General features: G+C 67.2%; 24 protein-coding genes. 13 read left to right on the top strand and 11 right to left on the bottom strand.

Annotated features, from left to right (window positions below; translation table 11 throughout):
- Positions 1-23: 23 nt before the first annotated feature.
- From QI450_RS13565 to QI450_RS13545, 5 genes are all read left to right on the top strand, one after another.
- Complete coding sequence (locus tag QI450_RS13565; RefSeq protein ID WP_226773125.1) at positions 24-482, top strand: SRPBCC family protein; 459 nt, start codon at positions 24-26, stop codon at positions 480-482.
- The gene (locus QI450_RS13560; protein WP_226773126.1) at positions 482-1,159 is read left to right on the top strand and encodes a pentapeptide repeat-containing protein; all 678 of its coding nucleotides are present in this window, start codon (positions 482-484) and stop codon (positions 1,157-1,159) included. Before QI450_RS13565 ends, QI450_RS13560 begins: the two co-directional genes overlap by 1 nt.
- Before the next feature lie 155 nt (positions 1,160-1,314).
- A complete protein-coding gene (locus QI450_RS13555; RefSeq protein WP_226773127.1) occupies positions 1,315-2,544 on the top strand; it encodes an acetyl-CoA C-acyltransferase in 1,230 nt (409 codons plus the stop codon).
- Positions 2,544-3,371 (top strand): enoyl-CoA hydratase/isomerase family protein, encoded by an 828-nt coding sequence (locus tag QI450_RS13550; RefSeq protein ID WP_226773128.1) that lies wholly within the window; start codon positions 2,544-2,546, stop codon positions 3,369-3,371. The genes QI450_RS13555 and QI450_RS13550 overlap by 1 nt, the downstream gene beginning before the upstream one ends.
- A gap of 2 nt (positions 3,372-3,373) precedes the next feature.
- Entirely contained in the window at positions 3,374-4,261 is an 888-nt protein-coding gene (locus QI450_RS13545; RefSeq protein WP_226773129.1) for a 3-hydroxyacyl-CoA dehydrogenase family protein, read from the top strand.
- A gap of 9 nt (positions 4,262-4,270) precedes the next feature.
- Here the strand turns inward: QI450_RS13545 and QI450_RS13540 are convergent, their stop codons facing one another.
- Both QI450_RS13540 and QI450_RS13535 read right to left on the bottom strand, forming a co-directional pair.
- On the bottom strand, positions 4,271-4,504 hold the full coding sequence (locus QI450_RS13540) for a DUF6480 family protein (protein WP_226773130.1): 234 nt from the start codon (positions 4,502-4,504) through the stop codon (positions 4,271-4,273).
- 27 nt (positions 4,505-4,531) lie between these two features.
- On the bottom strand, positions 4,532-4,972 hold the full coding sequence (locus QI450_RS13535) for an SRPBCC family protein (RefSeq protein ID WP_226773131.1): 441 nt from the start codon (positions 4,970-4,972) through the stop codon (positions 4,532-4,534).
- Between the two features lie 117 nt (positions 4,973-5,089).
- Here QI450_RS13535 and QI450_RS13530 point away from each other — a divergent pair, with 117 nt between their 5' ends.
- Genes QI450_RS13530 through QI450_RS13520 form a run of 3 tightly spaced genes read left to right on the top strand, consistent with a single transcriptional unit; the run spans position 5,090 to position 9,114 of the window.
- Entirely contained in the window at positions 5,090-5,704 is a 615-nt protein-coding gene (locus QI450_RS13530; RefSeq protein WP_226773132.1) for a GNAT family protein, read from the top strand.
- Between the two features lie 17 nt (positions 5,705-5,721).
- Positions 5,722-6,402, top strand: a complete 681-nt coding sequence (locus QI450_RS13525; protein ID WP_226773146.1) for a tyrosine-protein phosphatase — start codon at positions 5,722-5,724, stop codon at positions 6,400-6,402.
- A 9-nt stretch (positions 6,403-6,411) separates the two neighbouring features.
- On the top strand, positions 6,412-9,114 hold the full coding sequence (locus QI450_RS13520) for a S1 family peptidase (RefSeq protein WP_226773133.1): 2,703 nt from the start codon (positions 6,412-6,414) through the stop codon (positions 9,112-9,114).
- A 40-nt stretch (positions 9,115-9,154) separates the two neighbouring features.
- Here the strand turns inward: QI450_RS13520 and QI450_RS13515 are convergent, their stop codons facing one another.
- Positions 9,155-9,571, bottom strand: coding sequence for a PaaI family thioesterase (locus QI450_RS13515; protein WP_226773134.1), 417 nt, complete (start codon positions 9,569-9,571; stop codon positions 9,155-9,157).
- A 162-nt stretch (positions 9,572-9,733) separates the two neighbouring features.
- Between QI450_RS13515 and paaZ the strand changes: the two genes are divergently transcribed.
- On the top strand, positions 9,734-11,845 hold the full coding sequence (gene paaZ, locus QI450_RS13510; protein ID WP_226773135.1) for a phenylacetic acid degradation bifunctional protein PaaZ: 2,112 nt from the start codon (positions 9,734-9,736) through the stop codon (positions 11,843-11,845).
- Between the two features lie 240 nt (positions 11,846-12,085).
- Entirely contained in the window at positions 12,086-12,493 is a 408-nt protein-coding gene (locus QI450_RS13505; RefSeq protein ID WP_226773136.1) for a VOC family protein, read from the top strand.
- Between the two features lie 61 nt (positions 12,494-12,554).
- Here QI450_RS13505 and QI450_RS13500 read toward each other — a convergent pair whose 3' ends face one another.
- The 4 genes from QI450_RS13500 to QI450_RS13485 form a co-directional block, all read right to left on the bottom strand.
- Complete coding sequence (locus QI450_RS13500; RefSeq protein ID WP_226773137.1) at positions 12,555-13,412, bottom strand: DUF427 domain-containing protein; 858 nt, start codon at positions 13,410-13,412, stop codon at positions 12,555-12,557.
- A gap of 65 nt (positions 13,413-13,477) precedes the next feature.
- Entirely contained in the window at positions 13,478-14,083 is a 606-nt protein-coding gene (locus QI450_RS13495; RefSeq protein ID WP_226773138.1) for a TetR/AcrR family transcriptional regulator, read from the bottom strand.
- Positions 14,084-14,168: 85 nt separating this feature from the next.
- A complete protein-coding gene (gene paaK / locus QI450_RS13490) occupies positions 14,169-15,497 on the bottom strand; it encodes a phenylacetate--CoA ligase PaaK (RefSeq protein ID WP_226773139.1) in 1,329 nt (442 codons plus the stop codon).
- Between the two features lie 17 nt (positions 15,498-15,514).
- On the bottom strand, positions 15,515-16,054 hold the full coding sequence (locus tag QI450_RS13485) for a hotdog fold thioesterase (protein WP_226773140.1): 540 nt from the start codon (positions 16,052-16,054) through the stop codon (positions 15,515-15,517).
- A 234-nt stretch (positions 16,055-16,288) separates the two neighbouring features.
- On the opposite strand from QI450_RS13485, the gene pta reads away from it, so the two are divergent.
- A complete protein-coding gene (pta, locus tag QI450_RS13480; protein ID WP_226773141.1) occupies positions 16,289-18,400 on the top strand; it encodes a phosphate acetyltransferase in 2,112 nt (703 codons plus the stop codon).
- On the opposite strand, the gene QI450_RS13475 is transcribed toward pta, so the two are convergent.
- Positions 18,401-18,649, bottom strand: coding sequence for a hypothetical protein (locus tag QI450_RS13475; protein ID WP_226773142.1), 249 nt, complete (start codon positions 18,647-18,649; stop codon positions 18,401-18,403). It lies immediately after the preceding gene.
- Between the two features lie 185 nt (positions 18,650-18,834).
- Here QI450_RS13475 and QI450_RS13470 point away from each other — a divergent pair, with 185 nt between their 5' ends.
- Both QI450_RS13470 and QI450_RS13465 read left to right on the top strand, forming a co-directional pair.
- Complete coding sequence (locus tag QI450_RS13470; protein WP_226773143.1) at positions 18,835-20,004, top strand: acetate kinase; 1,170 nt, start codon at positions 18,835-18,837, stop codon at positions 20,002-20,004.
- 86 nt (positions 20,005-20,090) lie between these two features.
- Positions 20,091-20,651, top strand: a complete 561-nt coding sequence (locus tag QI450_RS13465) for a GNAT family protein (protein ID WP_226773144.1) — start codon at positions 20,091-20,093, stop codon at positions 20,649-20,651.
- A 137-nt stretch (positions 20,652-20,788) separates the two neighbouring features.
- Here QI450_RS13465 and QI450_RS13460 read toward each other — a convergent pair whose 3' ends face one another.
- From QI450_RS13460 to QI450_RS13450, 3 genes are all read right to left on the bottom strand, one after another.
- Positions 20,789-23,179: a hypothetical protein gene (locus tag QI450_RS13460; RefSeq protein ID WP_282468029.1), complete on the bottom strand. Its 2,391-nt coding sequence runs from the start codon at positions 23,177-23,179 to the stop codon at positions 20,789-20,791.
- A 7-nt stretch (positions 23,180-23,186) separates the two neighbouring features.
- Complete coding sequence (locus QI450_RS13455) at positions 23,187-23,969, bottom strand: peptidoglycan-binding protein (RefSeq protein ID WP_309485669.1); 783 nt, start codon at positions 23,967-23,969, stop codon at positions 23,187-23,189.
- Between the two features lie 125 nt (positions 23,970-24,094).
- Entirely contained in the window at positions 24,095-26,296 is a 2,202-nt protein-coding gene (locus QI450_RS13450; RefSeq protein ID WP_226773537.1) for a S9 family peptidase, read from the bottom strand.
- Between the last annotated feature and the right edge of the window lie 4 nt (positions 26,297-26,300).

Genomic DNA, 26,300 nt, shown 5'->3' with positions numbered 1-26,300 from the left:
GGAGCCGGGCTAGGCTCGATGCCATGGACCACACAACCAGCCTGACCCAGCATGTCAACGCGTCGACGGACAAGGTATGGGCCGTCATTTCCGACATCCCCGGTTCGGCCGCGACACTTTCCGGCATCACCTCGATCCAGATGCTCTCGCAAGGCCCCTACAGCGAGGGGACGCGCTGGAAAGAAACCCGCACCATGATGGGGCGGGCGGAAACGGTGGAAATGTGGGTGGCCCGGGCCGATCCGCCCCGGAGCACAACGGTGAAGGCCGTGCAGGGACCGACGGAGTACACCACACGCTTTACGCTTGCCGAGCGCGACGGCGGCACGGACCTGACGCTGACGTTTAGCGCCGATGTGCTGAACCCTTCCCGGATGACCGGGCTGTTAATGGCACTTTTTGGAAAGCTGGGAATGCGCATCACCCGAAAGGCGCTCGCCAAGGACCTGGCAGAAATCGCGGCCAAGGCCGAGTCGCTCTGATGGGGCGCAGCACCGGGACGCCCCCGCCGCCCAAGGTGACGGCGCCGCGGCTCAGTCCGGTCCGGCTGACGGACCTCAGGGACGACCCGTCGCCGGCACTGCGTTCCGGTGAGCGCTACGACGGCGTCCGGTACGGCAAGTTATCCGCCGACGGCCTGGAACTCGGCGGCACCGACTTTGCCGAGTGCGACTTCCGCGGCGTTTCGTTCAACGAGACCCAGCTGCGGGGCGCCTCTTTCCGGGATTGCATCCTGGCCGAGGTGTACGCCCCGGTATTTATGGCGGCCCGAAGCACCCTGCGCGACGTCGAGATCGCCAACCCGCGCTGGGGTTCAGCGGAACTGTACGAGAGCGGCTGGCAGTCAGTACGGATCGACGGCGGCAAACTCGATTATCTGAACCTCCGTGGTTCCAAGCTCACGGACGTGCAAATCAGCGACTGCATCATCAACGAGCTGGACCTGGGTTCCTGCCTGGCGACGCGGGTAGCCCTGAAGAACTGCACCATCGGCACCCTCGACCTTGCCGGCGCCAGGCTGAAGGACTTTGACATCCGGGGCACGGACTTCCGCGCCATCGCCGGACTCGAAAGCCTCGCCGGCCTTGTGATCGACGATTACCAGCTGGGCCTGCTGGCGCCATTAATGGCCAGTCACCTCGGCGTCGTCGTCGCGTAATCCAGCCCGGCCCCGATTGACCCCCTTGCGGTGCCGTGTAATCTTTATAGAACGAACGGTCGGTAAATTGGCGCGCTAGCGGTCCGAACCTGGTTCCGCCGCCGATGAGAGTTCTTTTCGATGACAGTGCTGTTTATCGCGTGAAGGGTGTACCCATGGCATCAGCAGTTGCAGGACCTCAGGCATTTCTCGTAGGCGGTGCCCGCACCGCTGTGGGCCGGTATGGCGGAGCACTCTCCGCGGTCCGCCCCGATGACCTGGCCGCCTTGGTGATCCGCGAGGCCGTCGCCCGGGCCGGGCTGGACCCGGAGGCCATCGATGAGGTCATCCTTGGCAACGCCAACGGCGCCGGCGAGGAAAACCGCAACGTCGCCCGGATGGCCACCATCCTGGCCGGACTGCCGCTGCACATCCCCGGCATCACCGTGAACCGGCTCTGCGCCTCGGGCCTCAGCGCCATCATTATGGCCAGCCAGATGATCAAGTCCGGAGCAGCGGACATCGTGATCGCCGGCGGTGTCGAATCCATGAGCCGCGCCCCCTGGGTCCAGGAGAAGCCCCAGGCCGCCTTCGCGAAACCGGGGCAGATCTTTGATACGTCCATCGGATGGCGCTTCGTCAACCCGCTCTTCCAGCAGGGCGAACTTTCCCGGGACGGGAAGATGACCTACTCCATGCCGGAAACGGCGGAAGAAGTCGCCCGCGTGGACGGGATCACCCGCGAGGACGCCGACGCCTTCGCCGTCCGCTCCCATGAACGCTCCCTCGCGGCCATCGCCGCGGGCCGCTTCGCCGACGAGATTGTCCCGGTAACGGTTACGACGCGCAAGGGAAAAACCGTTGTCGACACCGACGAGGGGCCCCGGGCCGGCACCACAATTGACGTTCTCGCGGGCCTTCGCCCCGTCGTCGCCGGCGGTTCGGTAGTCACGGCCGGAAATTCCTCCACCCTGAACGACGGCGCCTCCGCCATCATCGTCGCGTCCGAAGCAGCCATCAAGAGGCTTGGCCTGACGCCTCGGGCCCGGATCATCGACGGCGCCTCCGCCGGCTGCGAACCGGAAATTATGGGCATCGGCCCGGTTCCGGCGACCCGTAAAGTGCTGGCGCGGACCGGCCTCAGCGTCGGCGACCTCGGCGCCGTCGAACTCAACGAAGCCTTCGCGACCCAGTCGCTTGCGACCATGCGGCGGCTCGGCCTGGACCCCGAGATCGTAAACCGCGACGGCGGCGCGATCTCGCTCGGGCACCCGCTGGGTTCCTCCGGTTCACGGCTCGCCATCACCTTGCTGGGGCGGATGGAGCGCGAGGACGCCAGGATCGGTCTCGCCACGATGTGTATCGGCGTGGGCCAGGGCACCGCGATGTTGCTGGAGCGGGTCTAGTGCCGGCCGCCGCGACGGGCCTCGACCCGCGCGATTTCAGCACGCTGCTGATCGACGAACGCGAAGACCGGCTGGTGGTGCTCCTCAACCGGCCCGAGGTCCGCAACGCCATCGACCAGCAGATGGTCGATGAGCTGCACGCTGTCTGCGCCGCGCTGGAACGGTCGCCGAAGATGCTCATCATCGCCGGTACCGAAGGTGTCTTCGCCTCGGGGGCGGACATCGGCCAGCTGCGCGAACGCCGCCGCGACGACGCGCTCCAAGGCATCAACTCCACCATCTTCGTGCGTATCGCCAAACTCCCAATGCCCGTCATTGCAGCCCTGGACGGCTTTTGCCTGGGTGGCGGCGCCGAGCTGGCGTACGCCGCGGACTTCCGGATCGGCACCCCGTCCGTGCGGATCGGCAACCCGGAGACGGGCCTGGGCATCCTCGCCGCAGCCGGCGCGAGCTGGCGCCTGAAGGAGCTGGTGGGGGAACCGGTGGCCAAGGAAATGCTGCTGGCCGGCACGGTGCTACGCGCCGAGCGGGCCCTTGCCGTCAACCTCATGACCGAGATCCACGAGGCTTCCGGGCTGATGGCGGCCGCCCATGCCCTGGCCGACAGGATCGCGGGCCAGGATCCCCTCGCGGTCCGGATCACCAAATCGGTGTTCCACGCGCCGGCCGAGGCCCACCCGCTGATCGACCAGCTGGCGCAGGGCATCCTGTTTGAATCGCAGGCCAAGTTCGACCGTATGCAGGCATTTCTGGACAAGAAGTCAGCGAAGAAGCCTGCACAGCAAGACGCCAGGACCTCCGCGCAGGAAAACCGGAAGAAGAATTGACGATGAACAACTCCGCACACTCCGCTAACCTTCCCGGCGGCGCCCTGCCAGACTTCGTCGGGGTGCTGGGCGGCGGCCGGATGGGCGCCGGGATCGCACACGCCTTCCTGGTCAACGGCGCCAACGTCCTCGTCGTCGAGCGCGACGAGGAGTCCGCCGAGGCTGCCCGCGAACGGGTGGAATCAGCAGCGGCCAAGAGCATCGAGCGTGGCGCCACCGACGGGAACCTGGACGAGATGGTCTCGCGGCTCGCGGTGACGGTGGACTACAACGACTTCAAGGACCGCCAGCTGGTCATCGAGGCCGTCCCCGAGGACTGGGACCTCAAGGTCAGCGCCCTGCGGGGGATTGAGGCCCGGCTCGGTGCCGACGCCTATCTCGCCTCGAACACGTCGTCGCTGTCCGTCAACGGCTTGGCCCGTGAGCTGAAGCGTCCGCAGAACTTCCTCGGCCTGCACTTCTTTAATCCCGTGCCGGCCTCGACCCTGATCGAGGTGGTGCTCGGCGAGCACACCTCAAGCCAGCTGACCCAGGCGGCCCGCGGCTGGGTTGAGGCGCTGGGCAAGACCGCCGTCGTCGTCAACGATGCCCCCGGGTTCGCGTCCTCACGGCTGGGCGTCGCGATTGCCCTCGAGGCGATGCGGATGGTGGAAGAGGGAGTGGCATCCGCCGCGGACATCGACAACGCCATGGTCCTGGGCTACAAGCACCCCACCGGACCCTTGCGGACCACTGACATCGTAGGCCTGGACGTCCGCTTGGGCATCGCCGAATACCTCGCCTCCACGCTCGGGGAGCGCTTCGCCCCGCCGCAGATCCTGCGGGACAAAGTCGCCCGAGGAGAACTCGGCCGCAAGTCCGGCAAGGGCTTTTTCAACTGGACCGAGTGAACTGACCAGCTACCCGAGGATCCCCACGATGTAGCCGACGAAGAAAAGCAACACAAAGAGCACCACCACGGCGATCATAAGGATCCAGAGGTACTGGCCGAACCCCCGGTCCTCGCGGATCCGCGGCCCCTGCGGTCCCACCGAGGTCCCCTCGCCCGGTGGCGTCTCACCCGGAGGCACACCGCCTCCGGGTTCCAAGCCGGTGAGGTTGTTCTCCAGGGGATCCGGATTCTGGGATGTCACGGTGTGCTCCTGTTTCAGCTCGGGCCGCTACTGCGACGCCTGTGAGTCTAGGGCTTTTTTCATGCCGGCCATGGCGGGGTCGGCCAGGGACTGGAACGCTGGTTTCATAAACGGTTCTGCGACCTTAAGCCATCCCTTGAGCCGGAATTCCGCCGTATAACGGACTTCCGAACCGGATCCCGAAGGCTTAACGTCGATCGTATCGACGGAAATGACCGTCTTGTTTTCGCCGCGCAGCTTGATGAGGGTACCTGCCAACTCCACGACCTCGTAGATCAGCGTTTGGCGCTTGCCGCGGAACTCCGCTTCGGCGTGATAGCGGTGCCCCACGGCGACCGGCCCGTCGGAGAGTTTCTTGGCCACCGGTGTTCCCGGGTCCCACTCCGGCGTGTGTTCGAAGGCGGAGAGGTACGCGAAGGCCTTGCCGGCCTCCAACGGGGAACGGACCGTGCCGGTGACTGTGATCATGGCCCCAGCCTATCCAGAACTCCCTGCATTGTGACCGAAACAGTGGAAGAAACGTTGGTGGGCCAACTGGTTCCCGGCCCCGGCATTTAGGCCGGCCCGCGCATTTATGATGGTGCAGTGACTACCCCCGCAATCGCTCCCATCACCCTGACCGGAAAATACGTCGTGCTGGAACCGTTGCGCCCGGACCACCACGACGGCCTCGTCCAGGCCGCCAGCGACGGCGAACTGTGGAACCTCTGGTACACGTCAGTGCCCGGCCCTGACCAGATGGCCGCCGAGATTGAGCGGCGCCTGGCCCTGCAGGACAGCGGCGACATGCTGCCCTTTACAACGCGGCTGCTTGACCCCACCACCGGCGGACCGGGCCGGGTGATCGGCATGACCACCTACATGAACATCGATGCCGCCACGCCGCGGGTGGAAATCGGCTCCACCTGGAACGCGGCGTCCGCCCACGGCAGCGGCAGCAACCCGGACTCCAAACTGCTCCTGCTCCGGCATGCCTTCGAAGCGCTGGGCTGCCCCGCCGTCGAGTTCCGGACCCACTGGCTCAACCACCAGTCCCGCGAGGCGATCGCGCGGCTGGGCGCGAAACAGGACGGTGTGCTCCGCAGCCACACCCGCAGCAGCGACGGCGCGCTCCGGGACACGGCGGTCTTTTCCATCCTGGAACACGAGTGGCCCATGGTCCGGAACGCCCTCGAGGTCAGACTGGCCAAGTTACGGTGACGACGGCGCCCGAGGCGATGGAGTGGGCCGGCGCGGTCAACGCCTGGCACATCGCCGGCGGAGTGTTCCGCATGGGCCGGCGCGAATGGCTTACCGAGGCGGGCTGGGAGCAGGTCTACAACGCCGGCGTCCGGACGGTGATTGATCTGCGCAATCCCGAGGAGATCCGCCGCCGCCCGACCGATCCGCGGGTGGGCGCGGCAAGCCTGTCCGCCTTCGACGTCGTGCACGCCCCCACCGAGGACCCCGGCAACAGCGAATTCCGGAAGCTCTGCGTTCCCTACCTCAACGATCCGGCCTACTACGCGGACAACGCCCGGATCTTCCCGGAGAAGCTTGCCGCCGTCTTCAAAGCCGTAGCCGATGCGCGCGGCGGAGTTGTGATCCATTGTTCCGCCGGCCGGGACCGCAGCGGGATGATCGCTGCCATGCTCCAGGACCTTGCCGGAGCAGGAGAGGCCGTCATTTCCAAGAGCTACGAGCAGGCAATGCGCGGCATCAACGAGCACCACCGGATGTCGGCGGTCCCGCATCCGCACGAGCGGTACCTGCCCGAGGAAGTCCTCGCGCCGCTGCTCGAACAGCGCTTGGAAAGCCTGCAGCACTTTGTCCGCCAGGTGAAGCCCGGTGACTTCATCCGTCACAATGGCCTAACGGACCGGGATCTGGGCGCCATCGTGGCCAAATTGGGGCGCTAGAGTAACCGGGTGAAGACTCCGACGTTTCAGCTGACAGTGCGGGCGGTCGCGGCTGCCGCGATCGCGCTCGCCGGATCGTTCTACGCCGTTCCTGCCCTGGCCGAAGCCGGCGGGACGGACCCCGCTCCGTCAGCCGCTCCCGCAGCATCCGCGCAGGCGTCCCCTGCCGCACCAACGACGCCGGCAGCTGCGGCCGCTGGTTCCACCACGACCGCAGCTGACGCTCCGGGCGCGCCAGCCGTCACCGCAGCGCCGGGAATCAGCGATGCCGGACTCGCCGAGGCCATCCGGCGCGACCTGGGCATCACGCTCGAGGAGTTCAATGCAGCAGGCCAGCTGGGCCGGACCGCGGCCGATGCCGTTCCGTCGCTGCGGGAGTTGCCCGGCTACCTGGGCATCAGCCTGCGGGCCGGAAAGATCCACATCGAGGGCAGCGGCCCCGAGCTGCGCGCCCGGGTCGATGAGCTGAACGGCAACGGCGCTGCGGATGTGTTTGTGCTCGAGGCGCCTTCCGCTGCGTCGCCGGCCGCGCCCACGGACGTGCCCACGGCTGCACCCACTCCCGCGCCCACTCCTGCACCTTCGACGGCTCCCACTCCCGCACCTTCGGCGGCCGAGCTGGTGGCGTCCAACACCGAGCAGCTGTTCCAGGACTACGTCCGCGAGGTGGGGCCGGCCGGTCTGCAAGCCGTGGCCTACTCCGCCGGCCGGTTCGTTATCCGCACCGGCGGAACAAACGCTGCCGAAGCCGAGCTTTCCCCGGCCCCCGACCAGCCGAGCGAGCCGACGATTAACTCGGCGCCAGGGAAAATCTCCGCGGCCAGCTTTGTGGCCCGCTATACCAACGTCCGACTCGAACAGGCGTTGCCGCTCACCACCGAAGCGGACGTTTACGGCGGGGAAGGCTACATCATTGACCGGCGGACGATTTGCTCGACCGGGTTCGGCGCGTTCAGCGCGGCGGGGCTGCCCCTGGTGCTGACAGCTGGTCACTGCGCCGAAGACGGTACGGCACGGGTGGCCGAACTCGAGCCGCCTGTCTCCGCCACAGCCGGCGGGTCGGCGCCGCTGCCGGGCACCCGCGCCCCGCTCGGCAGATTTGGCTTCAGCCAGTTCGGCGGGCCGCTCAACAGCTGGATCACCGGCAGTGAGCAGGCCCCCGGCAACGTGGGCACCGACATCGCCGTCATCGAGTCACTCGACGGCGGAGTCAACGTGCAACCCGCCGCCACCACCTGGGCCAGTGCCGCCAACCCGGGCCCATCAGCCGTGAAGATCATTGGCGTGGTCGCACCGTTCCAGGGCCAGGAGGTGTGCCGGTCCGGCCGGACCACGGGATGGTCCTGCGGGCAGGTGGAAGAAACCGGTGTCTACGTGGTGGGTGGAAGGACGGCCGCCGCGGAGGATCTGCGGGCCTTCCGCGGCTTTTTGTCCAAAAACGTCCAATCCAGCGGCGGCGACTCCGGCGGTCCCTGGATCAGCGGCAACTTCGCCGTCGGCACCCACTCGGCCGGCGAAACTTCCGGCGAGAACTTCGCGATCGCCACCACGCTGGAGGACGCCCTGACCGCATTCCCCACCGCCGTGGAGCTCCAGCTGTTCCTGAACAAACCCGAGCTTGTGGCGCCGGTGAACCTGACAGTCAGGGCCGGGGAGGACCTCACCGGCAGGGTTCTGGCAGCCCCGGCATCGGCCGTAGCCGCCAACTCAAAGGTCCGCATCACAGTTGCCAACCAGGCGCCAACGGAGGTCCCGGTCGACTCTGCCGGCAACTGGACTTTCCGGGCTCCGCTGCCGGCCGGGCAACTGGCCTTCTCGGCCGAGACCGTGAACGGCTTCAGCCATTCTGGACCCGCGTCCTTCACCGCCACCGTCTCACCGGCGCCCCTGCCTGCGCCTGGAATAACGACGCCGGCGGACGCCGCCCTGCCGGGCCTGGGCAGTGTTGCCGGAACGGGAATGCCCGGCGCTGTCGTGACGCTCTCCGGTGACGTGGCCGGGACAGGGACGGTGGCTTTGGACGGTCAATGGACCGTTCCGGTGGAGCGGCCGGCCTTCGGGAAAGTGACGGCGACCGCCACTCTCTCGTCCCCGGGTATTGCGGACAGCCCTTCATCCAGCAAAACTTTCACTGTCATTCCCCCCGCGCCTGCGGAAACCACTGTCCCGGACGGCTGGCACTTCCGCCAGGACGCGCTTCCCTCCTCGATTTCCGGAACGGGCGTTGACGGCGCCGACGTCATCGTCTCGATCGACGGGGCACCCGTGGGCGCTGCACACGCCGGTGCCGGCGGCGCCGGGACCGGGGCCCGGGCAGTGGTCCGGTCCTTCGTTCCGCAGGTCCTCGTGGCAGGCGGGCGCTGGAGCGTCCCGTTCCCTTCAGGCCTCGCCGTGGGGGCGCACACGCTGTCCGTCACCCAATCGGTCGACGGCGTGGCCTCGGACCCGCTGCTCGTAGCGTTCACCATTGATGCCCGGGCTGCAGTACCGCCGGCCCAGCCCGCCGTAAATCCGCCGGCCCAGCCTGCCGTAAATCCGCCGGCCCAGCCTGCCGTAAATCCACCAGCGCGGCCCATTGTGGTTTCGGCCGGCTCAGGACGGTTGCCGGATACCGGTGCGGGGGTGCTGCTGCCGATGGCGGGCCTTGCCGGCGGCACAGTTTTGCTCGGCGTCGCCTTGTTGGCCATTGCCCGGCGTCGGACGGTGCGGTAGTCCGGCCGGAATCCCGGCCCCGGCGCCCGGGGTGGCCCGCTTAGCCCCTGCGGTCCAGCAGCAGGTTGGTGATCCGCAGGGTACAAAGCCGCTCGCCGGCCGCGTTGGTGATCAGCACCTCGTGGGTGGTGACGGTGCCGCCCAGGTGGATGGGGGTGGCGGTGATGGTGATGATTCCCTCGCGGGCAGACTTGTGGTGCGTTGCCGAGACGTCCACGCCAACGGCGGTCTTGCCGAGCGTGCTTGCGTGGATGACGGCAGCCCAGGAGCCCACCGCTTCGCCCACAGCCAGCGAAGCGCCGCCGTGCAGCAGCCCGAAGGACTGCCGGTTGCCCTCCACCGGCATGGTGGCCACCACCCGCTGGACGGATTCCTCGACGATCTTCACACCCATTTTTTCGTCGAGTTCCCCGAGGGTGATCTTCCATAGCTCGGTATTCCGGGGCTCGGGGGTCATAACGTCTCCTCTTTGGCCGGAAAGCCCAGGGCTCAGGCCGGTATGTGCCGCCGCAGCTAGTGTGCGGCAGGCCTCATTCATGTACTGTGGACATATTACCGAACGGACGGTCAGTAATGCTGGCCGTGTTGATCTTGCCCCTGTTGGAAGGACCCGTCAACGATGACCACCACTGCAACTGCTCCGGAACCCACAGTAGACACTGTCGGGATCGTTCCCAGCTTCGTCCGGGATTCCTGGTGGACCCCCGACGCCGGCTCCGCGGCCGGCGCCGCGTCCGTCCTGGACGCCAGCACCGGTGAACTCCTCGCCAAGGTGAGCACCGATGGACTCGACCTCGCCGCCGTCGTGGACTACGGGCGCACCACCGGCCAGGCGGAACTCGGCAAACTGACCTTCCACCAGCGCGCGCTCAAGCTCAAGGAACTCGCGCAGTACCTGAACGGTCGCCGCGAGGAATTCTATGCGCTCTCGGCCCAGACCGGCGCCACCAAGACCGACTCGATGGTCGACATCGACGGCGGCATCGGCGTGCTGTTCACCTTCGGTTCCAAGGGCCGGCGCGAACTTCCCAACTCCCAAGTGATCGTGGACGGGCCCATGGAGGTGCTGTCCAGGGACGGTTCCTTCGCCGGCGAGCACATCTACACCCGCATTCCCGGCGTCGCCGTGCAGATCAACGCCTTCAACTTTCCGGTGTGGGGGATGCTCGAGAAACTTGCCCCGGCCTTCATCGCCGGCGTGCCCACGATCGTTAAGCCCGCCACCCCGACCGGTTACGTCACCGCCGCGGTGGTCAAGGCCATCATCGATTCCGGCATCCTGCCCAAGGGCTCGCTGCAGCTGGTTTCCGGCTCGGTCCGCACCATTCTGGACCACCTCGACTACCGCGACATTGTGGCCTTCACCGGCTCCGCCTCCACCGCAAACACGCTTAAGTCCCACACCAACGTGGTCAAGGGCGGAGTCCGCTTCACCTCGGAAACCGATTCCCTGAACGCAGCCATCCTGGGCCCGGATGCCGTCAAGGGCACGCCGGAATTCGATGCCTACATCAAGTCGCTTGTTACCGAGATGACGGCCAAGGCCGGCCAGAAGTGCACATCGATCCGCCGGGCCATCGTGCCGCAGGCGCTGGTCCAGGACGTCGTTGCCGCCGTCGGGCAGCGGATCACCGAACGTGTGATCCTCGGCGACCCGCGCGCGGACGGCGTGACCATGGGCGCCCTGGCGTCCCTGGAGCAGCTCGACGATGTGCGGGCAGCGGTCCAGTCAATGCTCGATGCCGGCGGCGAACTCGCCTACGGCACGCTCGATTCGCCGAAGGTCACCAGCGCTGACGGCACAGTCGGCGTCGTCGCCGATGGCGCCTTTATGTCCCCCGTGCTGCTGAGCTGGGCGGACCCGGAAGCCGAAGCGGTCCACTCGCTGGAAGCCTTCGGCCCGGTATCGTCCGTGATTGGCTACACGGACCTGGCCGACGCCGTCCGCCTAGCCGCCCGCGGCGGCGGCTCGCTCGTAGCCTCCGTTTGCACCAACGACCCCGGGGTTGCCCGCGAACTCGTCACCGGCATCGCCGCCCACCACGGCCGGGTGCACATGCTCAACCGTGAGGACGCCCGCAGTTCCACCGGCCACGGTTCGCCGGTCCCGCACCTGGTCCACGGCGGCCCGGGCCGGGCCGGCGGCGGCGAGGAGCTCGGCGGCATCCGCTCGGTCCTTCACCACATGCAGCGCACCGCCATCCAGGGTTCACCGAACATGCTGACCGCCGTCACGGGCGTCTGGCACACCGGCGCGGACCGGAACTTCACGCTCGAGACCGAAGGCCAGCACCCGTTCCGCAAGCACCTGAGCACCCTGCACATCGGTGACGCGATCCGCTCCGGGCTGCGCGAAGTGACTCTGGATGAAATCACCAAGTTCGCCAACTCCACCGGGGACACCTTCTACGCCCACACCAACGAGGAAGCAGCGGCGGCCAACCCGTTCTTCCCGGGCATCGTGGCGCACGGCTACCTGCTGCTGGCATGGGGCGCCGGGCTGTTCGTGGAGCCCGCGCCGGGACCCGTGCTGGCCAACTATGGCCTGGAAAGCCTGCGCTTTATCACCCCGGTGGCGGCGGGCGATTCGATCCGGGTCACCCTGACCGCCAAGAAGATCACGCCGCGCGAGACCGACGGCTACGGCGAGGTGGCCTGGGACGCCGTCCTGACCAACCAGAACGACGAAATCGTGGCCACCTACGACGTCCTCACCCTCGTGGAGAAGTAGCCCTTCCGACGCTCCCTCACGTCCTGCGGTGCCGGCTCCGACGCTCCCTCACTTCCTGCGGTGCAGGCCCCGACGCTCCCTCACGTCCTGCGGTGCCGGCTCCGACGCTCCCTCACTTCGCTGAGGGAGCATCGGGTGTATTGCGGCCATAGCTGAGGGAGCGTCTGGGGGTTGGGGCGCGATTGACAGGCTCTTTCCGCCCGGCGCCGGCGTAAAATATTCCGTGTAGGAGGTGGCGAAATGACTTTAATTCTCAACAAAGCCACAACAATCCTGCCAGTCGATGATGCACAGCGCGCCCACCGCTTTTATGCGGACACCCTGGGCCTGCCGCACCGTGGAGTGACAGGCGACGGAAGCGATCTCTTTGGCAGCGACGGCGGCCCCCTGCTGCAGTTGATGGCCGTCGGGGACGGAAAACATTCCGAGCACACGACCCTGAGTTTTGAAGTCTCCGGGATCGAGCGGACCGTCCAGGAGATGGAAGCCAAGGGCGTCCAATTCCAGGACTACGACCTGCCGGAGCTCAAGACCGACAATCACATCTGTACAACCGATTCGGAAAGGTGCGCCTGGTTCCTGGATACGGAGCACAATATCCTTTGCGTCCACGAGAACATCACGACGGCGGCTGACTACCAGCTTTGACGTGCAGGATCCCACAAAATAGCGTCCCGGCCCGCCGGGACGCTATTTTGTGCCCCGTCCGTCAACGGGCGTCCGGACCGTCCGGGCGGGACCACGGCGACACCGGGCGGGGCTGGAGCACACCGTTGACCCTCAGATCGATCCGTTCGTTAAAGAAGCAGATGAGGCCGTGGATCTGGGCGGCATCCCGGAACCGCCCGTCATAGCTCCATGCAATATCCCGGCCGTGCGCGGAGTCCGGGTAGCTCCAGTAGCTGGCCTGGCCCTTGTAAGGGCAGACGCTCCGCTTGGTGCTCTCCCGCAGCAGCTCCAGCCGTACGTCCGCCGGCGGAATGTAATACCGCACTGGGAGCATTGTTTCGTAGAGCAGTTGCGCGCCATTCGTTTCGGCCAAGGTCGCGCCGTCGAGCGCCACCTGCACCTCCGCGGATGAGGCGCGGATGTCAACGCGGTGGAACGGATCGCGCGGGTGGCCAATGATCTCCTCGTCGTCCTCGAGCCAGTCGAAGGCCGCGAAATCGAGTAGCACGTAACCGGCCAGGTCCGGGTCCGCGGGCCGGAAAGCGGCCCTGGGCAAGGTAGCAGCGGCCGTCATAACGTCGAGTTCCTCGCCGGCGCAGCTGTGATTGCCAAACGCTGTACCGGGGTCAAGGGAAGTCGGGGCTTCGCCCTGCCGCACGGCGAAAGGGTGCTCCTCTGCAACGGCCGCGGGCAGCGCCGGCGCGGCGAGTCCGCACAGCAGGTCCTGCTCCGGCACGGCATAGATCGGGGTGATCCGCCGCGGTTCCCAGATCAGCCAGGCCTGCCGCGTGTCGACGACGGCAGCCTGGTCGATGATCGCGCGGATCCTCTTGGCAGTGGGTTCGTAGCGCAGTTGGGGGAAAGTTCCCATCAGCACGCGGGATAGTTTGGTGGCCATCCTCCCAGCGTGGCCCCGGCGCCGGGCCCGGTCAATAGCTTCCGCCGGCGTCCGTGGAACCCGGGCTAGCGGGGAGCCTGGAGGCCGTTGAAGGCCATCGTGATGACGTCGTCAGCCAGTTTTTCCGGTGAGAGGGAACCGCCGGGTTTGTACCACTCGACAATGGAGTTGATCGTGCCGAAGAGCAGCCGGGTGACGGTGCGGGGGTCGATGTCCTGGCGCAGCGATCCCTCGTCTCGGGCCGCGGAGATCAGGGCCGCCACCTTGTGGTCGAACGTGCGCCGGCGTTCCATCGCGTTGCGCTCAATCTCGGTGTTGCCGCGCAGGCGCAGCAGCAGGGTGACGAACGGAAGCCGCTCCACTAGCACCGAAATGGTTTCGCGCAGGACGAATTCCAGCCGGGCTTCGGCGGTGCCGGACTGCGCTTTCGGCTGGTCCAGGATGGCTTCCAGGCCGCCCAGGGCGTGATCCAGCGCCAGCTTCAAAAGCTCGCCTTTGGACGGCACGTGGTGGTAAATCGCGGACTTGGAGATGCCCAGGTTTTCAGCAAGGATGCCCATTGAGGTGGCATCGTAGCCATGGCGGTTAAAGACATCGACGGCGATCATCAGCACTGACTGCTGGTCATAGCCGGGACGGCCGCGTTTGGTGCTGGTTGCTGTTGTGGGCATAGTCGCTAGTTTCTCACGATCGGAAGATCAGCCTGCCCGCCGGTCAGCCTTTAACGGGCGGGCCGGCGGGCTGGGCGTGCTGTGGTCAGGCCTTGGGCCGCAGGTCGTAGATCCGGCGGAGCTTGCCGTTGGACCGTTCCAGGGAGCCGGGCTCGACGACGTCGACGGCGCAGGAAGACCCGACGTGGATCTTGATCTGTTGCTGCAGGGCCTTGGACGCCGAGGCAACACCCTCGATCGTGACGGACTCGCGCCGTTCGATCCGGACGGTCAGCTGGTCCATCCGCTGGCCCTCGGGCCGGGTGAGTTCGAGCTGGAAATGCGGGCTCAACTCCGGGATCCGCAGCGCGATCTCCTCGATTTGGGAGGGGAACAGATTCACGCCGCGCAGGATGATCATGTCATCGCTGCGGCCGGTGATGCGGCCCATCCGGCGGTGCGCAGGTCGGGCGGTGCCCGGCAGCAGGCGGGTGAGGTCCTTGGTGCGGTACCGGATGATCGGCAACGCTTCCTTGGTGAGCGAGGTGAAGACCAGCTCGCCGTGTTCCCCGTCGCCCAGGACCACAGTGGGATCGAAGGCGTCGACGATTTCGGGGCGGAAGTGGTCCTCCCAGATGTGGCTGCCGTCCTGGGTTTCCACGGCCTCGCCGGCAACACCGGGCCCCATGACCTCGGAGAGCCCGTAGATGTCGCAGGCCTTGATGTTCATGGTGACTTCGAGCTCGTGGCGCATTTCCTCGGTCCACGGCTCGGCCCCCAGCACGGCGAATTTGAGCGAGGTGGAGGCCGGGTCGATGCCCTGTTTCATCATGGCGTCGGCGATGGTCAACAGGTACGTCGGAGTGGCGAGGATGGCGTCGGGCTTGAAGTCCTGGATGAGGGTGATCTGGCGTTCGGTCTGGCCCCCCGAGATCGGGATCACCGTGCAGCCGAGGGCCTCGGCGCCGGCGTGGGCCCCCATGCCGCCGGTAAAAAGGCCGTAGCCGTAGGCGTTGTGGACCTTCATGCCGGGGCGGACGCCGGAGGCTCGGAGCGAGCGGGCCACGAGCTTTGCCCAGTCGGCGAGGTCCTTCTTGGTGTAGCCGACGACTGTGGCGCGGCCGGTGGTGCCGGAACTGGCGTGGATCCGGGCCACCTCGTGCTGGGGCACGGCGAACATGCCGAAGGGGTACTCCAGGCGGAGGTCCTCCTTTGTGGTGAACGGGAACTTGCCCAGGTCGGAGAGCTCGCGGAGATCCGAGGGGTGGACGCCGGCCTCGTCGAACTTGCGCTTGTACAGGGGGACGCGGTCGTAGGCGTAGGCCACCGTGTGCTGCAGGCGGCTGAGCTGCAATGCCTCAAGCTCGTCCCGGGAAATGGTTTCTTCGCGGTCCAGGACGGCATCACTGGTGGGGGCGACGGTTTCTTGGGTCATCTTGGGGTTCCCTGTTTCTATTTCTTGGAGATGGTGCGGCTGCGGCCGCGGAACTCAGCGACGAGTTCGCCCGGGGGGATGTCGGCGGGGAGCCTGCCCGGGACCGTGGCGGCGGGTGCCGGGCCGGCGGGTGCCGGCTGCGGGGCCGAAGGCGCGCCCGCGCCCGGATCGACGGCGTAGATCTGGATGTCATAGAGGCCGCTGCGTCCGGTGCTGGCGCGGCGGTTGGCGACGGCGGTCAGCACCTGGCCGCGGAAGGCTGGCTTGAGGAAGTTGATATCGACGCCGGAGGCCACGGTGATGGTGCCGGTGTCGATTCCGGCTTCACCTGGTTCCGGGCTGGCCGGGTTGCAGGCCAGCGCGAAGGCCGTGTCACCGAAGGCGAAGATCATTCCGCCGTGGGCCATGCCGAATCCATTCAGCATTTCCTGCCGGAGCGTCATGCGGATCGTGGCGTGTCCGTCGTCCAGTGCCACAACTTCTATGCCCATCCACTCTGAGGCGTAGTCGTCTTTAAGGATGGGGTGGGTGTCGCCGGAAATCGTCAGTTCAGCCATGCGTCATTGCCTCCAGCTTTATTTACCGAATGTTCATTAGGTAATCCCATCCGGGTGCCTCCTGTCAAGAGCGGGCGGGCGTGTGAAGCGGTTGGCAGCGGCCGCAGAACAGTCAAACTCCGGCAAAATCCGCCGGGAGCCCGCGCCTGGAACCCGCGGCCCGAAAACGGGTACCGCGCCGGAAGAAAGTAGGCTGGGAGGGATGCAGCACCACTTCACAGCAAAGGGCGGATCATGGCCAAGGGGATATACGTCAGCGCGACCACGCCGGGTTCCGGGAAGTCGCTCGTAGCGCTGGGACTGGCGGACACGCTGCACCGCCATGCTGACCGCATCGGCTTCTTCAAGCCGGTGGTTCACGGCAACGACGCCGCGTCGGACCCGATGGTGGCGCTGATGAAGGCCCGGTTCGATCTGGACGACCAGCGCTGCCGCGGCGGCCTGACGTACGCCGAAGTCCGCGCGCTGCTGGCCGAGGGCAACCGTGCGGAGATCGACGCCCGCTGCGTTGAGATTTTCGCCGACATCTCGCGGAACTGCGACGTTGTGATCGTGGAGGGGACGGATCTCACCGGCCAGGACGCCGCCGTCGAATTCGACCTCAACGCCCGCCTCGCCAACAACCTCGCCGCCGCCGTCGTCGCCGTGGTGGGGGCTAAAGGCAGGACCATTGCGGAGGCGGCCGACGCCGTCGAGGTTGCCCGGAAGGAACTCCTTGCCGAACGCTGCTCGCTCCTGGCGATCATGGTGAACCGGGCCGACCCGGAGGACCTGGACGGCATTGCGGCCGCCGTCCGCCCCGGCGCCTCGGGCCGGCCCGTGTACGTCCTGCCCGAGCTGGAATCAATCGCCAGGCCCACAACCGGCGAGGTTGCCGCAGCCCTTGGCCTGGGCCAGGTAGCCGGACGGCCGGACCTGGAACGCGACGTGCACTCGGTCAAGGTGGCGGCCATGAACGTCGCCAACTTCCTGCACGTGCTCGACGACGGCGCCCTGGTGATCGTTCCCGGTGACCGCGCCGACGTGCTGGTCGCGTGCCTCGCTTCGTCGTTCTCCCCGGAGTTCCCGGTTCCGTCCGCGCTGATCCTGACCGGCGGGCTGTCTCCCGAGCCCACCATCTACTCGTTGCTGGCGCAGGCACCGTTCCCGATCTTTGCGGCCCCGGACGACACCTACGTCACCGCAAAGCGGGTGTCCGAGGTGCGCAGCGAGATCTGGTCGGGCCACCGCCGCAAGGTAGCCTCCGCCCTGGGCCTGTGGTCCAAACGGGTGGATGAGGCTGAATTGCTGGAACGGCTGCACCTGCCCCGGCCGGAGCGAATGACGCCGCTGCGGTTCCTGCACGACCTCATCGAACGGGCCCGGCTGCAGCGCCGGCACATTGTCCTGCCGGAGGGGAACGATGTGCGGATCCTGCGTGCGGCCGAGATCCTGCACCGGCGCGATGTCTGCGACCTCACGATTTTGGGCAACGAGTCGGACGTGCGGGAGTTGGCGTCCACCCAGGGGATCGACCTCTCCGGCATAAGCATCGTGGACCCCGCGACCTCGGCGTTGCGCCAGCAGTTTGCCCAGGAGTACGCGCAGTTGCGTGCCCACAAGGGTGTGGACCTCGCCCGTGCCCTGGAGGCGATGCTGGACGGCAGCTACTTCGGGACCATGATGGTGCAGCTGGGTGTGGTCGACGGCATGGTGTCCGGTGCCGCGCACACCACAGCCCACACCATCCGTCCCGCCCTGGAGTTCGTCAAGACCCGCGAGGGCGTCAAAATCGTTTCCTCGGTGTTCCTGATGCTGATGCCGGACCGGGTCCTGGTCTACGGCGACTGTGCAGTCAATCCGGACCCGAACGCGGAGCAGTTGGCGGACATCGCACTGGCCTCAGCCGAGACCGCAGCCCAGTTTGGGGTGGAGCCGCGGGTGGCCATGCTCTCCTACTCCACCGGTGGCTCCGGCACCGGCGAGGCGGTGGACAAAGTCCGGCAGGCCACCGAACTTGTGAAGTCCCGCCGCCCGGACCTCGCCGTGGAAGGTCCCATCCAGTACGACGCGGCCGTGGACGCCGCGATCGCGCACTCCAAAATGCCCGGTTCGTCCGTCGCGGGGCAGGCCACCGTGTTCATCTTCCCGGACCTGAACACCGGTAACAACACCTACAAGGCGGTGCAGCAGTCTTCCGGGGCGGTCGCCGTCGGGCCAGTGCTGCAGGGACTCCGGAAGCCGGTGAACGACCTGTCCCGCGGCTGCACCGTGGAGGACATCGTAAACACGGTGGCCATCACGGCCATCCAGGCGCAGTCCGTGGAGCCCGCCGCGCAGCCGATCCCCGCGGCTGCCCATGCGTAGTCAGCTGTTTTCCGGATTTGCCGGGCTGTCAGGATCTTCCTGCTCGGCAGGTGCGTCGGCCAGGCCCGTAGGCGTGAGATCCAGGTCCGCCAGGTTTTCGGGGGCCTCGGCGGCTTTCCCGACTTCGGCGGCCTTAAGCTTCCCGGTGTCGTCGAGGGCCGGGTTCGCGCCCTCCACCCCGGTGGGATCCGGCGTGCCGGACCCGCTGTCCGGTTCGGCGCTGTCGTTAGGGGTTGCGTTCTCAGTCATGGAAATCCCTTCAGGAGTCGTCCAGGTGGTCCGCCGACTCTAAACCGCCGCCGCGGCTCTTCGCAACGGATGGCCGGCCGGGCAATTTATAGTGGTTTCCAGGAGCGCTCCGACAGGCTCCGGCGTGATGCCCGTCCCGGCGCGCCCTTCGGGGTCAGCCCAGCAGCCAAGGCGTAGGAGGCCCCATGCTCGTGCTCGTTATCAACTCCGGCTCGTCGTCGCTGAAGTACCAGGTGCGCGACGTCGATGCCGGCAGTGTGCTTGCCGAAGGACTCGTCGAGGAGATCGGGATGGGCAACGGCGGCGGGGGCGACGGCCGGATCGAAGGCCCCCGGGACCACGCGGAGGCACTGGAGCGTGTGGATGCGAAGATCCACGCGGCCCTCGGCGGCCGGGCGCTCGACGCCGTCGGGCACCGGGTGGTGCACGGCGGGGAACGCTTCGCCGAGCCGGTCCTGGTTACCAACGAAATCATCCGCGCCATCGAGCGGCTTAATCCGCTGGCTCCGCTGCACAACCCGGCGAACGTGCTCGGCATCCGCGCGATCGCGAAGAAATGGCCGGACATACCGCAGGTGGCAGTGTTCGACACCGCGTTCCACCGCACCCTTCCGGAGTACGCTTGGCGCTACGCGGTGCCGGACGAGCTCTACAGCAACCATGGAATCCGCCGCTACGGCTTCCACGGCACCTCGCACGAATACGTAGCGCACCGGGCCGCGGCGCTGCTGGACATCCCGTCCGAGGAGTTCGACGCCGTCATTGCGCATCTGGGCAACGGCGCCTCGGTCGCGGCGATCCGCGGCGGACAGTCCATTGACACCTCCATGGGCTTCACGCCGCTGGAGGGGCTGGTGATGGGTACCCGCTCCGGTGACCTGGACCCCTCCATCCTGGTCTTCCTGGGCCGGGCCGGGTGGTCCCCGGAGGATCTGGACGCCATGCTCAACCGGCAGTCCGGGCTCAAGGGCCTGGCCGGCAACAACGACATGCGTTCCGTGGTGGAGGCCGCCGGGGCCGGGGACGCCAAAGCCGCCATGGCCCTCGCCGTCGCCTCCTACCGGCTTGCCAAGTACATCGGCGGCTACCACGTGGCCGTCGGCGGGGCGAAGGCTCTGGTGTTCACGGCCGGGATTGGGGAAAACTCGCATCAGTTCCGCGCCCTGGTGGCGGAGCGGCTGGGCGCCCTGGGCGTTCAGCTCGACGCCGGCGTGAACGGCGAACGCTCCCGGGAGCCCCGGGTCATCTCCTCGACGTCCTCGGCCATTCCCGTACTGGTAGTTCCCACCGATGAGGAGCGTGCCATCGCGGAGGCTACGGCCGCCGTCGTCTCCTCCTCGTCGCCTGCTCGGTGACCTCCCAACTGACTCGCAGCAGGGGCCGTTTTGGGCGCCCATAACGGCCGTAACTGCGAGTCAGTTGGGCGGGTAGCCTTGGGGCCATGACGGAACTGAATCTGCCCCTGCGCACCGAACGGCTGGTCCTGCGCCGCTTCCGGGCCGGGGACCTGGCTGCGTACCACGCCTACCATTCGCTGCCCGAAACCGCCAGGTTCCTGCCGGGGGAGGCGAAGAGCTACACCAAGTCCATGGAGTCCGTGGGCAAATACGCCAATTTCGTCTTCGAGCAGGAGGGCGACTGGATCTGCCTGGCCATCGAGGCTGCGGACTCGCCCGGTTTGCTCGGCGAGGTGGTGCTGAAGTGGTTGCCGGGCCGCGGTCAGGCGGAGATCGGCTGGAGCCTCGCCCCGGCGGCACGGGGCAAAGGCATCGCAACCGAAGCGGCACAGGCGCTGCTGAGGCTTGGTTTCGAGGAGCTCGGCTTCCACCGGATCAATGCCAAGCTTGATGCCCTCAACGCGGCCTCCGCTGCGCTGTGCGAACGGCTCGGCATGCGGCTGGAAGCTACGCAGCTGGACAAGTGGCACTACAAGGGGCAGTGGGCCACGGAAGTCGTCTTCGCCATCCTCGCGGACGAGTGGATGTCCCTGCGGCCGGCTTAGGACTCAACGAATAAGGCGGGGGTGGCCGCTACGGATGTTACCGTAGCGGCCATCTCCGGCGGCGTGCTTACGCGACCGACGATTTAGCCCACGACCCCACGAGTCCACATGCCCACCTGCGCCCCGGCCCGGGCGGCCTACGGGGCGGGCGGGTCCGTGGTCGCCGCAGGGGCCGGGGCCGTCTCCCCGCCGGGACTCGGCGCGGGGACCGGGGCCGTAGGGGCAGCAGACTGGCTGGGGTCGGGGTCGGGGTCGGACGTGGGAGCGGGCGCCAGCGTGGGATTAGGCGTGGGAGCGACCGTTACACCCGGCGACGACGGCACCGTGGCCTCGGGCGACGGGGACTGCGTGGCTCCCGGTGAGGCAGCCGGCGACGTGGTCGGGATGCCTGCGCCGCCTGGGGCCGCACTGGGGTCGGTCCGGACGAGCTCAATGATCTGTTCCTTGAACCCCTCCAGCTTCCCCTGGATCTCGGAGAGCGGGACGTTCTGCAGGTTCCGGCCGTACTCCGCGATCTGCTGCCACAGCGCCTGCAGCCTGGACATGCTGTCCGAGCTCAGCGGACCGTCCAGGGTGAGGACCAGCTGGCTGGCCAGGGCGTAGGTGAGGCACCTGAGGCAGTCGTAGTTGGCAGCGGCCGAAAGGTTTTCGGGGACGATCACATCGGCCTGCCCCACGATCAGTATCACTTGGAACCCGACCGCGACGGCGGCGCAGTCCGTGCAGCTCGCGAAGGCGTAAGCCTCGTTTCGGTTCCGGACGTCATCCCCGCCCTCAGCCCAGACGAGAGCGAAAGCCACGTCGTAGGTGACGGAGCCGTCGGTAGTGTTGACCGCGAGCGACTGGTTGCCGCCCTCCGCGGGCGTCTCCGGCTGGGCGAAGGGGAACACCCAGGGCGGGGCCGACGTCGGTGTGCCGGTTCCGGCGGTCGGGGCAGGGGTGTACCGGGGCAGCAGCACCATGCTCAGCTGCGGTTCCTCGCGGGTGGGCTTGCGGGCCCCCTGGGGCCAGAGCGCCACCGTCCGGCCGGCCTGCCCCTGCTTCATCCCCCTGTCCGAGTCTGCAGGGAAGATTGCGGTGGTGGCGTCGGCCAGGGTGCCGCGTTCGTAGGGCTGGACCGGGCGGTAGCTCTCGGCGCCGGGCCACCAGGCCCACGCCAGGCCGGCAGTGAGGGCCGCAATCGCGGCGATCGCCGTTCCGCGTTGCAAAGCCTTGCCGCGGGTCCGCTGCCAGAGGCCGGTGACGACTTGCCGGACCAGGCGCAGCAGGATGTAGAAGATGGCCAAGACGGGCAGGGCAATGCAGATGATCGCCAGCACGCGCACGGCAGCGTCGGCAAAGTCCCCGGCAGCGGCGCTCTGGGAGAGCATGGCCTGCTGCTTCCAGCCGTTGTCCCAGGCGGTGCCGAGGATCCGCGGCAGGGTGACGACCATGGTGACCAGGCTGAAGGCCAGCAGGGGAACAGTGACGAGCACCCACACGGTGACGACGGCCCGTGCCCAGGGCTTGAGGAGCTGCGCTTCGGGATCTGTTTTGCGCCAGGGAATCAAGGCCAACAGGGTCGGCTTGATCCGCTGGAACAGGTCCGGCACCCCGGTGGCGTCGGCGAGGATGTGGTACCCGTCGAAGCGGACCATGGGCAGCAACTGCCGGACCATCTGCAGGATCTGAGTGGCCACCACCAGCAGCAGCGCGTCGAAGCCGGTGGCCCACCAGACAGCCATGATGGCCACGGCCACGATCGCGTTGAAGTACAGGCCGCCCAGGTCCGTGCGGATCCGGCCGGCGCGGCCCAGCCGGTAGGAATCGGTGACGTCGGTGTAGAACGCCGGCCACAGCAGGTACAAGCCGGTGCCCATGGCCCCCGGCGTGGCGCCGCCGCGCCGGGCGGCGGCAGCGTGGCCGAATTCGTGGAAGCCGGCTGAGAGCACCGTGACCAGCAGGATCAGCAGCACTAGGCCAGGATTGGCGAAGGCCTCGTGGGTTGCCGAGGCGAGCCCCTTGACCATCAGTACCCACCAGCAGGTGGCGAGGAAGGCGGCGGTCACGGCCACCACGATCAGCGGGTTGAACAGCGCGGCAAACGGCGAGGTGAGTTTCCGCGTGCGCTCCGGATCCGTGACGGAGTACCGGAACCGCATGCCAAGGAGCGGGGTGGACTTCTTGACTTCGGGCTGTGAACCGTCGGCCAGCCGCAGGAGGCCCAGCGGGAGGAGCTGGGTATCGATCAGGGTCCGGATGTTGCCGGCACTGACCGGCTTCCCGGAGGCTTTGCCGGCATGCTGAGCTATCTCTTCAAGGCTGCGCCGCCCGTCCACGGCCTCCAGCACCAGGTAGAGCAGGCGCGTCAGCTGGATCGTTTGTCCGTCGGATCGTCGGACAAGGGACGGGGCCTTCTTGTAGCCGGAGCCCTTCGTCTCGCCGATCAGCTGGACGCCGTCGGCAAGAGCGGGCGGCGGTACGGTGCCGGCCGTAGCGGGGGCCGGCGGGCCGCCCTGTGCGGACGGCCCGCCATGCAAGATAGTCATATGGCTGTTACTGCTGGATGTTCGACTGCTGATCGGCCGACGCCGTCGCCTCGCCCTCGATGTTCTGGGTGATGATCGCGTCCTGCTGCGATACAGCGTACGCGTTGCTGTCGATCGAACCGATGTTGGCGGCCACGGCGGCGTCAATCGGAGCGGCAACGTTGGCGTTCGCAGCAACCGCGCCGTTGATCGGCGCGGTGATTCCGGCGTTGGCGTCAAGGTTGACGTTGACGTTGAGGAGGTTGCCGTTGAGGGCGCCGGCGGCGTCAGTCGGCAGCGCCCCAACATCGGGAAGAGCGCCGTCCGGAACGGTGCCGTCCGGAAGCACGCCCGTGGCGCCGTCCACGACGCCGTCCACAGCACCGCTGACCGGCGCGGTGCTTCCGTCGGAGAGCAAGCCCCCGGCGTCGGCCGCCGCGGCCGTTCCGTCGGCGGGCGCATCGGCGGCAGGTGCACCGGAATCGGTGGCCTGGTCGATGCCGCTGTCCTGGACGGACGTGGCGTTTGCGTCTGCGACGATGCCTTGGTTGATGATGACGCCCTGGTCGGAAAGGGCCTGCGACTCCGAACCAAAGGAGAGGATGTTCGCCGAGGCGGCGGCATCGATCGGTGCCGCCACGTTGGCATTGGCCGCAACGGCGAGGTCGATCGGCGCGGCTGCTTCAATACCCAGGTTCAGGTCGGCATTCAGGTCCAGGACGGACGCCACTTCCTTGTCGGGCAGGGCGGTGGCGCCCTCGGCCATCAGTTCCTCTTCGGACAGGCCGCTCATTGCTCGGTCAGTACTCACGATTGACTCCCTAGTTCCGGCACCGTTTCCGCTGCCCCCAGTGAGCAGTGTCTCCACCAACGTGCCTTGTGCAGGTCAATAGTAAGCATGATGATGAAATTTTGGGACCAGGAGCGCCGGTCGGGCTATTTCAGTCCGGCGCCCGGGAGGAGCTTCGTGGCGGCCAGGGAGTCGGCAACGAAGGCGTAGTCCCAGGCGCGTTCCTTCCACTGCACGTAGCGGCCCGACGCTCCGCCGTGGCCGCCCTCCATCTCGATCTTCATCACGATCGGCTCGCTGCCGGTGTTCAGTTCGCGCAGCCGCTGCACCCATTTCGCGGGTTCCACGTAGAGCACCCGCGTGTCATTAAACGAGGTGACCGCCGCGATCTTGGGATAGTCCACCGCACGGACATTTTCGTAGGGGGTGTAGGACTTCATGTACGCGTAGACTTCGGGGTCCGTGATCGGGTTGCCCCATTCCTCCCATTCCAGTGCGGAGAGCGGCAGCTCCGGGTCCAGGATGGTAGTCAAGGCGTCCACGAACGGAACGGCCGCGACGATCGCAGCGTACTTCTCCGGCGCCAGGTTGGCGATGGCGCCCATCAGCAGGCCGCCGGCGGAGCCCCCCATCGCCGCGATCCGTGCCGGGTCCACCCAGCCGGACGCTGCCAGCCAGTCAGTGGCCGCGATGAAGTCCGTGAAGGTGTTCTTTTTCTGCAGCTTCTTGCCGTCGTCATACCAGTGCCGGCCCAGTTCCCCGCCGCCGCGGACGTGCGCGATTACAAAGACGATGCCCCGGTCCAACAGGGAGAGCCGGGGGATGCCGAAGCCGGGGTCCATGCTCATCTCGTAGGAGCCGTAGCCGTAGACCAGGCCTGCCGCCGTCGAATCCTGCTGCACGGCGGCATGGCGCAGCACTGACAGCGGGATCCTGGTCCCGTCCGCAGCCACCGCCCATTCGCGGGTGGCAACGTAGTCCGCGGCGTTGTAGCCGCCCAGGACCGGGCTTTCCTTGCGCAGCAGGAGTACGCCTGCGGGCTGTTCCGCGGTGGGCAGGACAAAGTCGTAGACCCGGGACGGCGTGAAATAGGAGGTGTAGCCCATCCGGATGACGGGGGCCTCGTAGTCCGAACCGGCAACCCCCGCGGTGTAGAGCTCTTCCTCGAAGCCGGGTTCCACCGCCGCGCCCTGCTCCGGCGTTCCGAGCCCGGCCAGCGGCAGTACCTGCACCCGCTCGATCGTGTCCTTGCGGACGGAGACCACCAGGTGCGTGGACGTGACGCCGGCACCGTTGACCCGCACCTCGTCGGAGTGCTCGACGACGGTGGTCCAGGCCTGCTCGGCGAGCGGCTTGGCAAGTTCGGCCGGATCCACCAGCGAGACCATGGAATTGATGGCGTCCCGGTTGTGGGTGAGCAGGATGGTTTCGGCACCGGCCAGCAGGAAGGGTTCGGCCTCGTAGAGGATGCGTTCGTCCCGGGAGATTACCGTGCTGAGCCCGGCCTCGGGTGCGTCGAAGCGCAGCAGCCGGGTTTCGCTGAACTCTGAGCAGCCGATACCCAGCACCAGATGGCGCCGGTCGGCGGAGAGCTCGAAGCCCAGCCACATGGCGACGTCGTCCTCCTGGTAGATGACTTTGTCCGATGTGACGGGCGTGCCGAGCACATGCGACTTCACCTGGTACGGCCGCCAGGAATCATCTGTCACGGTGTAGAAGATCCGGGTACCGTCGGGGGAGAAGGAAATGCCGTAGAAGATGTTCTCGATCAGATCGGGGAGCAGCTCCCCGGTTTGCAGGTCCTTGATGCGCAGCGTGAACCGCTCGTCCCCGGCGTTGTCCACCGCGTAGGCGTAGAGATTCCCGTCAAGGGTCACTGCGGCCCCGCCGACGGCGAAGAACGGCTGGCCCGCTGCTTCGGCGTTGCCGTCCAGCAGGACTTCCTCGCCCGGAATGTCGACGCCGACCTCGACGGCGGGGGGAGTCCAGTCAGCGACGCGGTCCCCGGTGTCCTGGGCCCGTACCCGGCACTGGATGCCGTATTCCTGGCCCTCCACCGAACGGGTGTAATACCACCAGCCGTCCTTGCGGTTGGGGACGGAGAGGTCCGTCTCCTGGGTGCGGCCCTTGATCTCGGCGAAGATGGCCGCGCGCAGCGGTTCCTGGTGGGCAGTCATGGCCTCCTGGTAATCGTTCTCAGCCTGGAGCAGTTCCACGACCTCGGTGGATTCCTTGTTTCGCAGCCACTCGTAGTTGTCCTCGAAGGCATCGCCGTGGCGGGTGCGGACGGCGGGGACTTTTTTGGCAACGGGGGCTTGCGGGGACGGCTGCGCCGGAGTCGTGGTCATGGCT

The organism is Arthrobacter sp. EM1 (assembly GCF_029964055.1).
GTDB lineage: Bacteria > Actinomycetota > Actinomycetes > Actinomycetales > Micrococcaceae > Arthrobacter.
The sequence above is the reverse complement of the archived record's forward strand: the minus strand, read 5'-3'. Positions and strand labels throughout refer to the sequence as shown.

Coding starts and splice junctions, on each gene's coding strand:
- QI450_RS13475 (WP_226773142.1), bottom strand. CDS start 18,649: ATGACTGAGAACGCAACCCCTAACGACAGCGCCGAACCGGACAGCGGG.
- QI450_RS13495 (WP_226773138.1), bottom strand. CDS start 14,083: ATGCCCACAACAGCAACCAGCACCAAACGCGGCCGTCCCGGCTATGAC.
- QI450_RS13505 (WP_226773136.1), top strand. CDS start 12,086: ATGACTTTAATTCTCAACAAAGCCACAACAATCCTGCCAGTCGATGAT.
- QI450_RS13465 (WP_226773144.1), top strand. CDS start 20,091: ATGACGGAACTGAATCTGCCCCTGCGCACCGAACGGCTGGTCCTGCGC.
- QI450_RS13450 (WP_226773537.1), bottom strand. CDS start 26,296: ATGACCACGACTCCGGCGCAGCCGTCCCCGCAAGCCCCCGTTGCCAAA.
- QI450_RS13460 (WP_282468029.1), bottom strand. CDS start 23,179: ATGACTATCTTGCATGGCGGGCCGTCCGCACAGGGCGGCCCGCCGGCC.
- QI450_RS13515 (WP_226773134.1), bottom strand. CDS start 9,571: ATGACCCCCGAGCCCCGGAATACCGAGCTATGGAAGATCACCCTCGGG.
- QI450_RS13470 (WP_226773143.1), top strand. CDS start 18,835: ATGCTCGTGCTCGTTATCAACTCCGGCTCGTCGTCGCTGAAGTACCAG.
- pta (WP_226773141.1), top strand. CDS start 16,289: ATGGCCAAGGGGATATACGTCAGCGCGACCACGCCGGGTTCCGGGAAG.
- QI450_RS13565 (WP_226773125.1), top strand. CDS start 24: ATGGACCACACAACCAGCCTGACCCAGCATGTCAACGCGTCGACGGAC.
- QI450_RS13500 (WP_226773137.1), bottom strand. CDS start 13,412: ATGGCCACCAAACTATCCCGCGTGCTGATGGGAACTTTCCCCCAACTG.
- paaZ (WP_226773135.1), top strand. CDS start 9,734: ATGACCACCACTGCAACTGCTCCGGAACCCACAGTAGACACTGTCGGG.
- QI450_RS13485 (WP_226773140.1), bottom strand. CDS start 16,054: ATGGCTGAACTGACGATTTCCGGCGACACCCACCCCATCCTTAAAGAC.
- QI450_RS13545 (WP_226773129.1), top strand. CDS start 3,374: ATGAACAACTCCGCACACTCCGCTAACCTTCCCGGCGGCGCCCTGCCA.
- paaK (WP_226773139.1), bottom strand. CDS start 15,497: ATGACCCAAGAAACCGTCGCCCCCACCAGTGATGCCGTCCTGGACCGC.
- QI450_RS13535 (WP_226773131.1), bottom strand. CDS start 4,972: ATGATCACAGTCACCGGCACGGTCCGTTCCCCGTTGGAGGCCGGCAAG.
- QI450_RS13525 (WP_226773146.1), top strand. CDS start 5,722: ATGGAGTGGGCCGGCGCGGTCAACGCCTGGCACATCGCCGGCGGAGTG.
- QI450_RS13555 (WP_226773127.1), top strand. CDS start 1,315: ATGGCATCAGCAGTTGCAGGACCTCAGGCATTTCTCGTAGGCGGTGCC.
- QI450_RS13560 (WP_226773126.1), top strand. CDS start 482: ATGGGGCGCAGCACCGGGACGCCCCCGCCGCCCAAGGTGACGGCGCCG.